Raw genomic sequence first — 14,862 nt, 5'->3', positions numbered from 1 at the left:
GTGACCATGAGCGACAACAGCCTGCGGATCGTCTGGATCTACCCCGACCTGCTCAGCACCTACGGCGACCAGGGCAACGCCCTCGTCGTGGAGCGCCGGGCGCGGCAGCGGGGCCTGGACGTGGCCCGCCTCGACGTGCGCAGCGACCAGCCGATCCCGACCTCCGGCGACATCTACCTCATCGGCGGCGGCGAGGACCGGCCGCAGCGGCTCGCGGCCGAGCGGCTGCGCCGGGACGGCGGTCTGTACCGGGCGGTGGAGAACGGCGCGATCGTCTTCTCGGTGTGCGCCGGTTACCAGATCCTCGGCCACGAGTTCATCAACGACCTCGGCCAGCGCGAGCCCGGCCTCGGCCTGCTCGACGTGGTGTCGGTGCGCGGCGAGGGCGAGCGGTGCGTCGGCGACGTGCTCGGGGACATCGACCCGCGGCTCGGGCTGCCGCCGCTGACCGGGTTCGAGAACCACCAGGGCGTCACCCACCTCGGCCCGACCGCCCGTCCGCTCGCCCAGGTGCGGCTCGGCAAGGGCAACGGCACCGGCGACGGTACGGAGGGGGCGTACAACGACACCGTGTTCGGCACGTACATGCACGGTCCCGTCCTCGCCCGCAACCCGCTCATCGCGGACCACCTGCTGAAGCTGGCCCTCGATGTGAACGCGCTGCCGCCGGTGGACGACCACTGGTACGAGGCGCTGCGCAACGAGCGCATCGCGGCTGCGCAGCAGCCTGCGTAACCGGTTTTCGACCCGCAGTTCACCAGCCCGTCTGACGGTACGTCCGCACAGGTGAGCGGGGTCGTCCAGCAGGCGGACGCATGCTTCGGCCCCGCCCCCTTGTGCCGCTAGGGTGGCGGGGATTCCCGCCGGACAACGTGGTCCGGTCCCCGGCCCACATCGAGAAGGTATTTCGGGCTATGCGCATTGGTGTCCTCACGTCCGGCGGCGACTGCCCCGGCCTGAACGCCGTCATCCGGTCCGTCGTGCACCGTGCCGTCGCCGACCACGGCGACGAGGTCATCGGTTTCCGGGACGGCTGGAAAGGCCTCCTGGAGTGCGACTATCTGAAGCTCGACCTGGACGCCGTCGGCGGCATCCTGGCCCGCGGCGGCACCATCCTCGGCTCCTCCCGGGTCCGCCCCGAGCATCTGCGGGACGGCGTGGAGCGGGCCAGGGGCCATGTCGCCGAGCTGGGTCTCGACGCGATCATCCCGATCGGCGGCGAGGGCACGCTCAAGGCGGCCCGTCTGCTGTCCGACAACGGGCTGCCGATCGTCGGCGTGCCGAAGACCATCGACAACGACATCGCGGTCACCGATGTCACCTTCGGCTTCGACACGGCCGTCGGGGTCGCCACCGAGGCACTGGACCGGCTGAAGACCACCGCCGAGTCCCACCAGCGGGTGCTGATCGTCGAGGTCATGGGGCGGCACACCGGCTGGATAGCGCTGCACTCCGGGATGGCGGCGGGCGCCCATGCCATCGTCGTGCCGGAGCGGCCGTTCGACATCGAGGAGCTGACCGCTCGGGTCGGCGAGCGGTTCGAGGCGGGCAAGCGGTTCGCCATCGTGGTCGCGGCGGAGGGGGCCAAGCCGAAGCCCGGCAGCATGGCCTTCGACGAGGGCGGCAAGGACATCTACGGCCACGAGCGGTTCGCCGGGATCGCCCGGCAGCTCTCCGTGGAGCTGGAGCGGCGGCTCGGCAAGGAGGCCCGGCCGGTCATCCTCGGGCACGTCCAGCGGGGCGGGACGCCGACGGCGTACGACCGGGTGCTGGCGACGCGGTTCGGGTGGCACGCGGTGGAGGCCGCGCATCGCGGTGAGTTCGGGATGATGACGGCGCTTCGCGGGACCGACATCGTGATGGTGTCGCTGGCGGAGGCCGTCGAGACGCTGAAGACCGTGCCGGAGTCCCGGTACGCGGAAGCGGAGTGCGTGCTGTAGCCGTCCGGCGGGTGCGGGTGGCCCGTGGCTGGGCGCGTCCCCGCGGCGGAGCCGCATATCGATACGGCCCCGCGCCCGTGAGGTGAGTACGCGTGCCCCCGGTCATCAGCGCGGCCGGGGGCAGCTCTACTCTTGTGGGCGGACATCAGCACAAACCCCCCACGAATCAGGAGCCGGCGGATGGATCACAGCGGGCACGGCATGACGATGGATCTGCCGCCGTTCACGCTGGGGCGAGGGCTTCAGTGGTCCGCGGACCCGTTCTTCCTCGTCGCGTGTCTGCTGGGACTGGCGCTCTACACGTGGGGCGTCGTCCGGCTGACCCGGCGCGGTGACAAGTGGCCGGCCGGGCGGACCGGCTTCTTCTTCGCCGGTGTGCTCAGCATCGGGCTGATGATGAACACCAAGCTGAACGACTACGGCATGGTCATGTTCAGCGTGCACATGGTGCAGCACATGGTGATCAGCATGCTGTCGCCGATCCTGATCCTGCTCGGTGCCCCGATCACGCTGGCGCTGCGGGCGCTGCCGCCGGCCGCGCGGGGCAGCAAGGGCCCGCGCGAGCTGCTGCTGATGCTGCTGCACAGCCGGTACATGCGGGTCGTCACCCATCCGGTGTTCACCATCCCGCTGTTCATCGCCAGCCTGTACGGCCTCTACTTCACCCCGCTGTTCGACTTCCTGATGGAGTCCAAGCCGGGGCACATCGCGATGATGGTGCACTTCCTCGCGACCGGCCTGGTGTTCTTCTGGCCGATCATGGGCGTGGACCCGGGTCCGCACCGGCCCGGCTATCTGATGCGGATGCTGGAGCTGTTCGCGGGCATGCCGTTCCACGCCTTCTTCGGCATCGCGCTGATGATGGCCTCGCAGCCGATGGTCAAGACCTACACCGATCCGCCCGCCTCCCTCGGCATCGACGCCCTCTCCGACCAGAACGCGGCCGGCGGCATCGCCTGGGCGTTCAGCGAGATCCCGTCCGTCCTGGTGCTGATCGTGCTGCTGTTCCAGTGGTACGGCTCGGAACAGCGGCAGGCCAAGCGCAAGGACCGGGCCGCCGACCGGGACGGCGACAAGGAACTCGAGGCGTACAACGCCTATCTGGCCTCACTGAACGCGCAAAGCCGCTGAACGCCATGTGCCGCTGCACCGGCTGCGCAGCGGTGGCATGGGCCGTGCCGCCACCGGCGGACCGCCCACCCCGGCCGCCGACCTGTTCTCGCTGGGCTGCACGCTCCACTACGGCGTACGGACGCTGCTCGCCGAGGATCCGGTCCGGCGGCTCGGAGCGGCGGAGGCGGCGCCGGCGGCGATCGTGACCCCGCAGCCGCGGTGGTACGGCCGGGCGGACCCGAGGGCCGCAGCCCCCGTGGGGCGGGGCGGAGACGGGCCCCGCAGCGCGGCCTCCGTGGGAGCCGGCGCCGGCCGGTCCCGGGCCCGGCCCCGCTCCCGTCGGGCTCCCGTCAGGCTCCGCAGGCCGCTCCCCGGGACGTGCGGCTGGCCTCGTGCGCGGGGCGGTACGACGAGCGGGTGCCGGGGTTCACCCGGCTGGACCAGTGGCACACGTTCGCCCAGGACCGCACGCGCTCGGACGCGGCCTGTGCCGGGGAGGTGCCGCCGGGCGACTACGGACTCGATCCGTCGGTGTACGAGGCGGGGTCGTGGACCGGCCACGGGGCCTGTAAATCGGGCAGACATCTGGTCGCGCGCACCGTAAGAAGGCAGAACGGGGGCACCATGGAGGGGGACGAACCATGAGGAGGGTGTCGCGATGCCCGGTTCTACGGACGGCTCGACGAAGACCATGGGGGTGCTCACCATGGGTGGGCTCGTCATGGTGACGGCCTACACGGTGGCGCTCGGCAGCAACGGCTGGCTGTGGTTCGGCTGGGTCGTGCTGGGCCTGATCACCCTCGGCATGGTGGCCACCCGCAGCACCTGACCGCACCTGACCGGCATGCCCTCCCCCTACTCCTGGGCGAGGCGCCCCGCCGAGTGCACCCCCGGCTGGTACTTGGGCAACCGGGCGGTGACCTTCATGCCCGCGCCCACGGCGGTCTCGATGACCAGGCCGTGGTCGTCGCCGTACACCTGGCGGAGCCGGTCGTCGACGTTGGACAGTCCGATCCCGCCGGACGGGCTGACCTCCCCGGCGAGGATGCGGCGCAGCAGTTCGGGGTCCATTCCGGCGCCGTCGTCCTCGATGACCACCAGGGCCTCGGCACCCGTGTCCTGCGCGGTGATGCTGATCCGGCAGGTGCCGGCCTTGCCCTCCAGACCGTGCTTGACGGCGTTCTCCACCAGCGGCTGGAGGCACAGGTACGGCAGGGTGACCGGCAGCACCTCGGGGGCGATCTGGAGGGTGACGGAGAGCCGGTCGCCGAAGCGGGCCCGGACCAGGGCCAGGTAGTGGTCGATGGCGTGGAGTTCGTCGGCGAGAGTGGTGAAGTCGCCGTGCCGGCGGAACGAGTAGCGGGTGAAGTCGGCGAATTCGAGGAGCAGTTCGCGGGCGCGCTCGGGGTCGGTGCGGACGAACGAGGCGATGACCGCGAGCGAGTTGAAGATGAAGTGCGGGGAGATCTGGGCGCGCAGGGCCTTGATCTCGGCCTCGATCAGCCGGGTGCGGGAGCGGTCCAGGTCGGCGAGTTCGAGCTGTACGGAGACCCAGCGGGCGACCTCGGCGGCGGCTCGTACGAGGACGGCGGACTCGCGCGGGGCGCAGGCGACGAGGGTGCCGTGGACGCGGTCGTCGACGGTGAGCGGGGCGACCACGGCCCAGCGCAGCGGGCAGTCCGGCTCGTCGCAGGCGAGCGGGAAGGCCTCGCCGCGGCCGGTCTCCAGCGGGCCGGCGAGCCGTTCCAGCACCTCGGCGCGGTGGTGGCCGCCGACGCCGTCCCAGACCAGGACCCGGCTGTCGTCGCTGAGGCACAGCGCGTCCGTGCCGAGCAGGGTCCGCAGCCTGCGGGCCGACTTGCGGGCCGTCTCCTCGGTGAGCCCGGCCCGCAGCGGGGGCGCGGCCAGGGAAGCGGTGTGCAGGGTCTGGAAGGTGGCGTGCTCGACGGGGCCGCCGAGGCCCCCCGGGGCCTGGGTGCGGGCGGTGCGCCGGCCGAGCCAGAAACCGGCGGCCAGCAGCGGCAGGACGGCCGCGCAGAGCCCGGCGAGGAAGCCGCTCACGCCTTCACCTCCGTGCGCAGCTGTTCCGGCAGATGGAAGCGGGCCAGGATGGCCGCCGTGCCGGCCGGGACCCGGGCGGGGGTGGCGAGCGACACCAGGATCATGGTCAGGAAGCCGAGCGGCACCGACCACAGCGCGGGCCAGGCGAGCAGGGCGTGCAGCGGTCCGCCGCCGGGGAAGCCCGCCATGGTGGCGGCGACGGCGGCGAACGCGGAGCCGCCGCCGACCAGCATCCCGGCCGCCGCGCCGGGCGGGGTGAGCCGCCGCCACCAGATGCCGAGGACGAGCAGCGGGCAGAAGGAGGAGGCCGAGACGGCGAAGGCGAGCCCGACCGCGTCGGCGACGGGCAGTCCGCCGGCCAGGACGCTCGCCGCGAGCGGCGCGGCCATGGCGAGGAGCGTGCCGAGCCGGAAGTGCCGCACGCCGCGCGCGGGCAGCACGTCCTGGGTGAGCACTCCGGCGACGGCCATGGCGAGCCCGGAGGCGGTGGACAGGAACGCGGCGAAGGCGCCGCCGGCGAGCAGCGCGCCGAGCAGGTCTCCGGCGACGCCGCCGATCATCCGGCCGGGCAGCAGCAGGACGGCGGCGTCGGCGTCGCCGGTGAGGGTGAGCTCGGGGGCGTAGAGGCGGCCCAGGGCGCCGTAGACCGGGGGCAGCAGGTAGAACGCGCCGATCAGGGCGAGGACGGCGACCGTGGTGCGGCGGGCGGCCACGCCGTGCGGGCTGGTGTAGAAGCGGACGACGACGTGGGGCAGACCCATGGTGCCGAGGAAGGTGGCGAGGATCAGTCCGTACGTGGCGTACAGCGGGCGTTCCTCGCGGCCCGCGGCGAGCGAGGTCGACATGCCGGCGTTGCTGCCGCGGTCGGCGGTGGGGACGGGGGTGCCGGGGGCGAAGGTGAGGCGGGTGCCCTGGTCGACGCGGTGGGTGCCGGCGGGCAGCCGGATCTCGGTGCCGTCGTGGGCGCGGCCGTCCACGGTGCCGTCGACGGTGACCGTCAGCGGGCTGTCCAGGCGCAGGTCGAGGGTGGTGTCGACACGGACGGCGCGCTGTTCGCGGAAGCCTGGCGGTTCGTCGAAGGGACGGCGGGGAGCGCCGTCGGCCTGCCAGGCGAGGAGGAGGAAGAAGGCGGGGACGAGCAGGGCGGTCAGTTTCAGCCAGTACTGGAAGGCCTGGACGAAGGTGATGCTGCGCATGCCGCCCGCGGCGACGATGGCCACGACGACGACCGCGACGATGACGCCGCCGAGCCAGTCGGGCGCCCCGGTCAGCACGGTGAGGGTGAGTCCCGCGCCCTGGAGCTGGGGCAGCAGGTAGAGCCAGCCGACGCCGACGACGAAGGCGCCCGCGAGCCGCCGCACCGCCTGCGAGGCGAGCCGGGCCTCGGCGAAGTCGGGCAGGGTGTAGGCGCCGGAGCGGCGCAGCGGGGCGGCGACGAAGAGCAGCAGGACGAGGTAGCCGGCGGTGTAGCCGACCGGGTACCAGAGCATGTCCGGGCCCTGGACGAGAACCAGGCCCGCGATGCCGAGGAAGGAGGCGGCGGACAGGTACTCGCCGCTGATGGCGGCGGCGTTCAGGCGCGGCCCGACGGTGCGGGAGGCGACGTAGAAGTCGGAGGTGGTGCGGGAGATGCGCAGGCCGAAGGCGCCGACGAGGACGGTGGCGAGCACGACGAGGGCGACGGCGGGGACGGCGTACGAGGAGTTCACGGCAGGTGGTTCCGGTTCAGCGGTCCTCGACCAGGCGGACGAAGTCGCGTTCGTTGCGTTCGGCGCGGCGGACGTACCAGCGGGCGAGCAGGACGAGCGGGGCGTAGAGGCAGAAACCGAGCACCAGCCACTGGAGGCGGCCCGCGTCCGGTGCCGCCGCGAAGACCAGCGGCAGCGGGCCGATCAGCAGCACGAGGACGGCGCCCACGGTGAGGGCGGCGCGCAGCTGGCTGCGCATCAGGGAGCGGACGTAGGTGTGGCCGAGGGTGGTCTGCTCGGCGATCTCGGTGCGGGGGCGGTAGGCGCCGGGGACGCGGCTGGTGCGGCGGGGCGGGCCGGTGACGACGACCCGGCGGTCGGCGGGGTTCTGCGGCACGGTCACGGCCTCCTCATCAGCAGGTCCCGCAGCTCGCGGGCGTGGCGTCGGCTGACCTGGAGTTCCTCGGAGCCGACCAGGACGCTGACGGTGCCCGCGTCGAGGCGGAGTTCGCCGATGTGGCGCAGGGCGACCAGGTGGCGGCGGTGGATGCGGACGAAGCCGCGCGAGCGCCAGCGGTCCTCCAGGGTGGACAGCGGGATGCGGACCAGGTGGCTGCTGCCCTGCCCGGTGTGCAGCCGGGCGTAGTCGCCCTGCGCCTCGACGTGGGTGATGTCGTCGACGGCGACGAAGCGGGTCACTCCGCCCAGCTCCACGGCTATGTGGTCGGGGTCGGGTTCGTGCACGGGGATGCGGGGCGTGGTGCCGCGCAGGTCGGCGGCGCGGCGGACGGCTTCGGCGAGGCGCTCCTTGCGGACGGGTTTGAGGACGTAGTCGACCGCCTTGAGGTCGAAGGCCTGGACGGCGAAGTCCTCGTGCGCGGTGACGAAGACGACCAGCGGGGGCCGGGCGAAGCCGGTGAGCAGCCGGGCGAGGTCGAGTCCGTCGAGGCCGGGCATCTGGATGTCGAGGAAGACCACGTCGATCGCCTCGGGGCCGTCGGGTCCCGACTCCAGGGCGCGGTTGATCCGGCGCAGCGCCTCGGTCGCGTCGCCGGCGCCCTCGGCGCTGCCGATGCGGGGGTCGGCGTGCAGGAGGTAGAGGAGTTCCTCCAGCGAGGGACGTTCGTCGTCGACAGCCAGGGCGCGCAGCATGAACCCGGAGTGTAGGAGCAATTCGTACGCCTGCACACGGGCCGGTGGAGGAAGCCTCGCGGGCGTTCCCGCTGGATACAGTGCCGCCATGAACAGCAGGCCGGCACCCTTCGACGAACTCGACCGGAAGATCGTCACCGCGCTGATGGCGAACGCGCGGACCAGTTTCGCCGAGATCGGGGCGGCGATCGGGCTGTCCTCGACGGCGGTGAAGCGCCGGGTGGACCGGCTGCGGGAGACCGGGGTGATCACCGGGTTCACGGCGACGGTGAAGCCGTCGGCGCTGGGCTGGCGGACCGAGGCGTACGTGGAGGTGTACTGCGAGGGCGCGGCACCGCCGCGGCGGCTGGCGGAGGTCGTGCGCAATCATCCGGAGATCACCGCGGCGATGACGGTGACCGGCGGGGCGGACGCGCTGCTGCATGTGCGGGCGCGGGACGTGGAGCACTTCGAGGAGGTGCTGGAGCGGATCCGGGCGGAGCCGTTCATCCGGAAGACGATCAGCGTGATGGTGCTGTCCCATCTGCTCCCGGACAGTCCGGAGGCGGGCGCCAGCCACCCGGTGCCGGAGGACGCGGGGCACGGTACGGATTCCGGCGCAGCGGACGTGCGTCTCACCTGATCACAACGCAGTAATCCTGCGTAGGTGCGCAGCTTTCGTTTCTTGTCGGTCGTCGGGTTCGCTTTCTACCGTTGTGTCAACCCCCAGTAGACACCGCAGGAAGCGGAGGAACCCCTCTGTGTCCGAAAGCCGTGTGCCGCGCCGGCGGCGTTTCCTCGTCTGCGAGCCCAGACACTTCGCCGTGCAGTACGCGATCAATCCCTGGATGCATCCCGATGTCCGGGTCGACGTCGATCTCGCGCAGGAGCAGTGGCAGAAGCTGATCGCCGCCTACCGCGCCCACGGCCACGCGGTCGACAGCGTGGAGCCGGTGCCGGGCCTGCCGGACATGGTCTTCGCCGCGAACTCGGCGTTCAGCGTCGGCGGCCGGATCTTCGGCTCCCTGTTCCACGCGCCCGAGCGCCGGGCCGAGTCCGCGCACTACGAGACCTGGTTCAAGGCGGCGGGCTACGACGTGCACCGGCCGGAGTCGGTGTGCGAGGGCGAGGGCGACCTGGTCTGGACGGGCCGGTACGTGCTGGCCGGCACCGGGTTCCGCACGACCCGGGAGGCGCATCGCGAGGCGCAGGAGTTCTTCGGTCACCCGGTGATCAGCCTGACCCTGGTGGACCCGTACTTCTACCACCTGGACACGGCGCTGTTCGTGCTCGACGACTCCGCCGACGGAAACAACATCGTGTACTACCCGGAGGCGTTCTCCCCCGGCAGCCGCGAGGTGCTCAAGCGGCTGTACCCGGACGCCGTGCTCGCCACCCGCGACGACGCGATGGCGTTCGGCCTCAACTCCGTCTCCGACGGCCGCCATGTCTTCATCGCCCCGCGGGCCGAGGCGCTGGCCGCCCGGCTCGACGACCACGGCTATGTCCCCGTCCCCGTCGACCTGTCGGAGTTCCACAAGGCCGGCGGGGGCATCAAGTGCTGCACTCAGGAGATCCGTTCATGACCGCACCCGCCCGCACCGCCCGTGACTCCGCCGAGCTGATCGCCGCCGAGGAGCCCGTCCTCGCGCACAACTACCACCCGCTGCCCGTGGTGGTGGCCCGCGCCGAGGGCACCTGGGTGGAGGACGTCGAGGGTCGCCGCTACCTGGACATGCTGGCCGGCTACTCGGCGCTCAACTTCGGCCACCGCCACCCGGATCTGGTCGAGGCCGCCCACCGCCAGCTGGACCGCCTCACCCTCACCTCCCGCGCCTTCCACAACGACCGGCTCGCCGAGTTCGCCGAGCGCCTGGCCGCTCTGACCGGGCAGGACATGGTGCTGCCGATGAACACCGGCGCGGAGGCCGTGGAGAGCGGCATCAAGGTGGCCCGCAAGTGGGCGTACGACGTCAAGGGCGTGCCCGCCGACCGGGCGACGATCGTGGTCGCGGCGGAGAACTTCCACGGCCGGACGACGACGATCGTCAGCTTCTCCACGGACGAGGTGGCCCGGACCGGCTTCGGCCCCTTCACCCCCGGTTTCCGGGTCGTCCCGTACAACGACCTGGCGGCGCTGGAGGCGGCGGTCGACGAGACCACGGCGGCGGTGCTGATCGAGCCGGTCCAGGGCGAGGCGGGCGTGGTCATCCCGGACGACGGCTATCTGGCCGGGGTGCGCGAGCTGACCCGCCGCGCGGGCTGTCTGTTCATCGCCGACGAGATCCAGTCCGGGCTCGGCCGCACCGGCCGCACCCTGGCCGTCGAGCACGAGGACGTGGTCCCGGACGTCGTGCTGCTCGGCAAGGCGCTGGGCGGCGGCATCGTGCCGGTGTCGGCGGTGGTCGCCCGCCGGGAGGTGCTGGGTGTCCTGAACCCGGGCGAGCACGGCTCGACCTTCGGCGGCAACCCGCTGGCCGCCGCCGTCGGCACGGCCGTCGTCGACCTGCTGGAGAGCGGCGAGTTCCAGCGCCGGGCCGCCGAGCTGGGCGTGGTGCTGCGGGGCGGTCTGACCGAGCTGGCCGGCAAGGGCGTGGTCGGCTTCCGCGCGCGCGGCCTGTGGGCGGGCGTCGACATCGACCCGGCCATCGGCACCGGCCGCGAGATCAGCGAGCGGCTGATGCGGGAGGGCGTCCTGGTCAAGGACACCCACGGCTCGACGATCCGGCTGGCGCCGCCGCTGACCATCACCGGGGAGGAACTGCAGTCGGCGCTCGGAGCGTTGGAGAGGGTACTGGCACGCGGCTGAGGCCGTGGCCTTCCCCTGGATCGCCGAGTCTTCAACGATGATGGGGAACCCCTGACAGGGAGGTGCGTTCCCCTTGTTCTATCACCTGCTCAAGTACGTACTGCTGGGACCGCTGCTGAGAGTGGTGTTCCGGCCCCGGATCGAAGGCCTGGAGCACGTCCCGGCGTCGGGCGCGGCGATCGTCGCCGGGAATCATCTGTCGTTCTCGGACCACTTCCTGATGCCCGCGGTGCTGAAGCGGCGGATCACCTTCCTGGCGAAGGCGGAGTACTTCACGGGTCCCGGGCTGAAGGGGCGGCTCATCGCCGCCTTCTTCCGCAGTGCGGGGCAGATCCCGGTGGACCGCTCCGGGAAGGACGCGGGGCAGGCGGCGATCCGGGAAGGGCTCGGCGTGCTGCGCGAGGACGAGTTGCTCGGGATCTATCCGGAGGGCACCCGGTCGCACGACGGGCGGCTGTACAAGGGGAAGGTCGGGGTCGCGGTGATGGCGCTGAAGGCCGGGGTGCCGGTCGTGCCGTGCGCGATGATCGGCACCTTCGAGGCACAGCCGCCCGGCCGGAAGCTGCCCCGCGTCCACCCGGTGGTGATCCGTTTCGGCGAGCCGCTGGACTTCTCCCGGTACGCCGGGATGGAGAACGAGAAGGCGATCCTGCGCGCGGTCACCGACGAGATCATGTACGCGATCCTGTCGCTGTCGGGACAGGAGTACGTCGACCGGTACGCGGCGGACGTGAAGGCGGAGGAGGCCGCCGGCAAGGAGCGCAAGGAGCGCCCCTTCCGGCGGCTGCCGCTGGGCTGACGTGCCGCCGGTCAGGCGAGACGGGCCCGGGCCACCCAGTGGTGGTCGCGGGGCGGGCACAGCCGCTCGGGCGGCGCCGGCACCCAGGGGCAGGCGCCCGCGGCGAGTTGCCGCAGCGTGTACGCCTCCGCCTGCCAGCCGCACCGGTTCAGGAAGCCGCCGAAGTCCTCCAGGCCGAGCCGGAACGCGGATCCGCGGGCTTTCATGAACGCCAGGAAACGGGCGTTCGCGGGATCGGTGAAGTACGCGGCGTGCGGGGCGTCCACCAGCAGGACCGAACCGGGGCTCGACATCTCCTCGATGTGCGTGAGGAGCCGGGTGAAGTGGCCGGTCTCCACGTAAGGAAGCAGGCCTTCGACGACCCAGACCGCGGGCTTCGCCCGATCGTAGCCCGCGTCCTTCAGCCGTCGCGGCCAGGTGCTCTCCCTGAGGTCTTCGGCGAGGGTGACACGTCGGCAGGTGAGCCGGTCCGCGATCGGGGCGAGCAGCGCGTCCTTGGCTTCCAGCTGACCCGGCAGGTCGATTTCGAAGAACCGCGTACCGGACGGGAGCGGCAGACGCCAGGCGCGTGTGTCGCTGCCCGCCGCGAGACAGACCACCTGGGTGATCCCCTGGTCCATCGCCTCGCCGAGCGCGATGTCGCCGAAGCGGCCTCGGACGATCACGGATCCCACCGTGCCGCCCGCGGCCAGCGCCTCTTCCGCCATCGCCCTGGACCGTGGCGTGCTCAGCAACGCCGCATGGGGATCCGCCAGGTAGGCGTCGGGGCGCTCGTTCTCCATGGCCCTGATCACGGCGGTGATGAAACCGGTCTCCTTGACGGCCGTGTGCCCGTCGTCGCGCCGGGTCGCGTCCGTCACCGTCCACCCCCGACGGACAGCGAAGGCCTGGTGTTCACCCAGTCCTGGTCGAACTTGCCGGTCACGGCGTAGCCGCGGGAGATCTCGGCGAGTTCCTCCGCGCTGAAGACGTCCCGTACGTCGCTGAATCCGCCGGGGGCCCTTCGGTGAGCCATCGTGAGTACCCTTTCCGGGCCCAGGGAGCGGTTGCTCTTCTGCAGTTCCGTCATCTGCGGTCGGCGTTCCTCCTCGTAGGCCCGCAAGGCCGCACCGGCGTCGGAGTGCCGGGCGAGCTGCCAGGCGAGCACACGTGCGTCGATGACGGCCTGGGTGGCCCCGTTGGATCCGGCGGGATACATGGCGTGCGCGGCATCGCCCAGGAGGGTCACGCCGCCGAAGGTCCACCGCGGGAGGGGGTCCCGGTCGATCATCGGATACCGCTGGATGTCCGGCGTCCCCTCGATCAGGGCGGCGAGGTCCACTTCGGGAGGGGTCCAGTCACCGAGGTGACGCAGGATGTCCTTCCGCTTCTCCGCTGCGTCCGTGGTGGACCGCGCCTCGGACCGCTGGCCGGGAAAGGCGGCCACCCAGTTGATCAGCGTCCTGCCCGTCGTCTCGTCCCGGTCTATCGGATACAGGACGAGCCGCCTCTGGTCGTCTCCCAGGACGGCCATGGACTCCCCGGTCAGGAACTTCCGTCCCCAGACGGTTCCCCGGTACATCGTCACACCGTTCGTCGGGGGTGGTCCCTCGGCGGGATACAGCGCTGCTCGCACGGCGGAGTGAATGCCGTCCGCGCCGATGAGCAGATCGGTTTCGACGGTTCTCGTGGAGCCGTCCCGGCTCTCGAAGACCGCGCGGGTCCGGCCGGGAGTGTGCTCCAGGCCGACGAGCCGGGCGTCGGTGACGACCGCGCCGTCACCGAGGCGGCGCCGTGTCTCCGCGGCCAGCGCCATGACGAGCCGGGCGCGGGAGACCGACAGCTGCGGCCATCGGTACCCCGCCGCCAGTCCGCGGTCCTCCCGCCACACCAGGGTGCCCCGCGGGGTGTACATCGCCAGTTCCCGCGTTCTGATCGCCCGTCGCTGCACCGCGTCCAGCAGTCCGAGTTCGGCCAGTTCGCGCACGGCGTTGGGCAGGATGTTCAGTCCGAGTCCGAGCGGACGGAGGCCGGGGTCCGCCTCGAAGACGGTCACCTCGTGGAATCCGGCCGCGTGGAGGCTGACCGCGGCGGCGAGTCCGGCAATCCCGGAACCGGCGATCGTGATTCTCATCGCCCGCCCACCATGGCGCCGTTCTTTCTGGTGAGGGTCAGGATCTCCTCCAGGAGTTCCACACTCCCCCCGCCACTGCCCAGTTCATAGAGCCGTACCTCGGCACGGTAGGCCCGTCGCGCCATCACCAGGTGTTTTCCGCGAAAGGACGTGAGCGATCTGAGGGCTTGCCGCAGTCCGCGTGCGCTGGACCACGCGTACTCCTGGGACGGCGCACGGGAATCCGCGAGCGCGGCGACGACACGGGATGTCATGGACGGCGTCTGGGTCCATTCGGCATGACGCTCCCGCCAGTCGGGAAGGGTGTGGGAAGCGACCTCGTCGCAGAATGTCAGGTAGTCCCGGCTGCCCCGGTCGGAGGCCCAGAGGAGCAGGTCGATCAGGAAGAGGGGGATATGCGCGGCGGCCGGCCCCATATAGATGCGCCCCGCAATCCGCACATCCTCGAAGAACGGTCTGAGTACGAGCGCGAAGAATTCGGGGGTGACCTCCGCGAGCACGCTGCTCATCGCCTTGTCGGCGGCCGTGACGTGTGACGCCAGCGACCACATGGCGGCGGCGCCGTCCGGGGTGCGGAGATCTGTGTACTGCAAGGAGCACCCGGCTCTCACGGCGTTCGCCAGCTCCGGCACGCAGGTGCGCACCGCGTGGATGAGCCGGCGCTCCATGGGCTGCCCGCTGTAGAGGCGCTCGCGCTCCCCCACCGGATTCCAGCACGTGTAGTGGTAGACGGTGTCCCGCGGAATCATCCGAGTGCGCCGCCCGAGCAGTTGGAACGTTTCCGTCGCCTCGGGGACGATGTCGAAGGCGGACACTCCGTGCCGCTTGAGACTGCCGAGATACATCCCCAGGTCGCGCATGGCGGCGAGACACTCCGGAAGAGTGAAGGCAGCGACCCGCTCGACGGGCGGAAGCGCCTCTCGGAGGACTCGCGCCAGCGCGGCGACGTCCCCGCTCTCATTCATTTTCGGCAATGCCCTGAGGTCTACGTCCAGCTCCAGCGGATCGAGCTGTCCGACCTTCTCATTGTGTTCCTCGGACGTCACATCTATATGTGCTTCGCAGTCCATGTGAACCAACTCTCCGACGAGGATCCATGAGCCGCCCGCCGGCACGAAGGTAGTACTGACCAGCCAATGTCTCCTTTTGATTGAAACTAAGGTGAAACCAACAATTGCGAGGTGCGGGGCTCATGACCGAGGGGCGGC

Annotated in this window: 15 protein-coding genes; 8 read left to right on the top strand and 7 right to left on the bottom strand. The window is 71.4% G+C overall.

Annotated elements, in window-relative coordinates; all coding sequences use genetic code 11:
• Positions 1–6: 6 nt before the first annotated feature.
• From VE614_RS21915 to VE614_RS21900, 4 genes are all read left to right on the top strand, one after another.
• A complete protein-coding gene (locus tag VE614_RS21915) occupies positions 7–735 on the top strand; it encodes a glutamine amidotransferase (protein ID WP_324939714.1) in 729 nt (242 codons plus the stop codon).
• Between the two features lie 179 nt (positions 736–914).
• Positions 915–1,940 (top strand): 6-phosphofructokinase, encoded by a 1,026-nt coding sequence (locus tag VE614_RS21910; RefSeq protein ID WP_324939711.1) that lies wholly within the window; start codon positions 915–917, stop codon positions 1,938–1,940.
• 180 nt (positions 1,941–2,120) lie between these two features.
• A complete protein-coding gene (locus VE614_RS21905) occupies positions 2,121–3,071 on the top strand; it encodes a cytochrome c oxidase assembly protein (RefSeq protein WP_324939709.1) in 951 nt (316 codons plus the stop codon).
• Between the two features lie 640 nt (positions 3,072–3,711).
• Positions 3,712–3,882: a hypothetical protein gene (locus VE614_RS21900; RefSeq protein WP_324939706.1), complete on the top strand. Its 171-nt coding sequence runs from the start codon at positions 3,712–3,714 to the stop codon at positions 3,880–3,882.
• 26 nt (positions 3,883–3,908) lie between these two features.
• On the opposite strand, the gene VE614_RS21895 is transcribed toward VE614_RS21900, so the two are convergent.
• From VE614_RS21895 to VE614_RS21880, 4 genes are read right to left on the bottom strand one after another with little or no spacing between them, the layout of a single operon-like run.
• Positions 3,909–5,114 carry a sensor histidine kinase gene (locus VE614_RS21895; RefSeq protein ID WP_324939703.1) on the bottom strand — a complete coding sequence of 402 codons (1,206 nt, stop codon included), beginning with the start codon at positions 5,112–5,114 and terminating at the stop codon, positions 3,909–3,911.
• Complete coding sequence (locus VE614_RS21890; protein ID WP_324939700.1) at positions 5,111–6,823, bottom strand: cation acetate symporter; 1,713 nt, start codon at positions 6,821–6,823, stop codon at positions 5,111–5,113. Before VE614_RS21890 ends, VE614_RS21895 begins: the two co-directional genes overlap by 4 nt.
• Positions 6,824–6,839: 16 nt before the next feature.
• Complete coding sequence (locus VE614_RS21885) at positions 6,840–7,199, bottom strand: hypothetical protein (RefSeq protein ID WP_324939981.1); 360 nt, start codon at positions 7,197–7,199, stop codon at positions 6,840–6,842.
• 2 nt (positions 7,200–7,201) lie between these two features.
• Positions 7,202–7,954, bottom strand: coding sequence for a LytTR family DNA-binding domain-containing protein (locus tag VE614_RS21880; RefSeq protein ID WP_324939697.1), 753 nt, complete (start codon positions 7,952–7,954; stop codon positions 7,202–7,204).
• A gap of 88 nt (positions 7,955–8,042) precedes the next feature.
• Here VE614_RS21880 and VE614_RS21875 point away from each other — a divergent pair, with 88 nt between their 5' ends.
• The 4 genes from VE614_RS21875 (at position 8,043) to VE614_RS21860 (ending at position 11,541) form a co-directional block, all read left to right on the top strand.
• Positions 8,043–8,576, top strand: a complete 534-nt coding sequence (locus VE614_RS21875; RefSeq protein WP_324939694.1) for an Lrp/AsnC family transcriptional regulator — start codon at positions 8,043–8,045, stop codon at positions 8,574–8,576.
• Between the two features lie 118 nt (positions 8,577–8,694).
• On the top strand, positions 8,695–9,519 hold the full coding sequence (gene ddaH, locus VE614_RS21870; RefSeq protein ID WP_324939691.1) for a dimethylargininase: 825 nt from the start codon (positions 8,695–8,697) through the stop codon (positions 9,517–9,519).
• Positions 9,516–10,742 (top strand): ornithine--oxo-acid transaminase, encoded by a 1,227-nt coding sequence (rocD, locus tag VE614_RS21865; RefSeq protein WP_324939688.1) that lies wholly within the window; start codon positions 9,516–9,518, stop codon positions 10,740–10,742. The genes ddaH and rocD overlap by 4 nt, the downstream gene beginning before the upstream one ends.
• Before the next feature lie 73 nt (positions 10,743–10,815).
• On the top strand, positions 10,816–11,541 hold the full coding sequence (locus tag VE614_RS21860) for a lysophospholipid acyltransferase family protein (RefSeq protein WP_324939684.1): 726 nt from the start codon (positions 10,816–10,818) through the stop codon (positions 11,539–11,541).
• 11 nt (positions 11,542–11,552) lie between these two features.
• Here the strand turns inward: VE614_RS21860 and VE614_RS21855 are convergent, their stop codons facing one another.
• The 3 genes from VE614_RS21855 to VE614_RS21845 are packed head-to-tail and all read right to left on the bottom strand — an operon-like array spanning position 11,553 to position 14,700.
• Positions 11,553–12,401 (bottom strand): SAM-dependent methyltransferase, encoded by an 849-nt coding sequence (locus VE614_RS21855; RefSeq protein ID WP_324939681.1) that lies wholly within the window; start codon positions 12,399–12,401, stop codon positions 11,553–11,555.
• Positions 12,398–13,654 carry a flavin-dependent oxidoreductase gene (locus tag VE614_RS21850; protein ID WP_324939679.1) on the bottom strand — a complete coding sequence of 419 codons (1,257 nt, stop codon included), beginning with the start codon at positions 13,652–13,654 and terminating at the stop codon, positions 12,398–12,400. The genes VE614_RS21855 and VE614_RS21850 overlap by 4 nt, the downstream gene beginning before the upstream one ends.
• Positions 13,651–14,700, bottom strand: a complete 1,050-nt coding sequence (locus tag VE614_RS21845) for a monodechloroaminopyrrolnitrin synthase PrnB family protein (protein WP_324939675.1) — start codon at positions 14,698–14,700, stop codon at positions 13,651–13,653. The genes VE614_RS21850 and VE614_RS21845 overlap by 4 nt, the downstream gene beginning before the upstream one ends.
• Positions 14,701–14,862 lie beyond the last annotated feature (162 nt).

The sequence above is a fragment of the Streptomyces sp. genome (genome assembly GCF_035645055.1).
GTDB lineage: Bacteria > Actinomycetota > Actinomycetes > Streptomycetales > Streptomycetaceae > Streptomyces.
The sequence above is the reverse complement of the archived record's forward strand: the minus strand, read 5'-3'. Positions and strand labels throughout refer to the sequence as shown.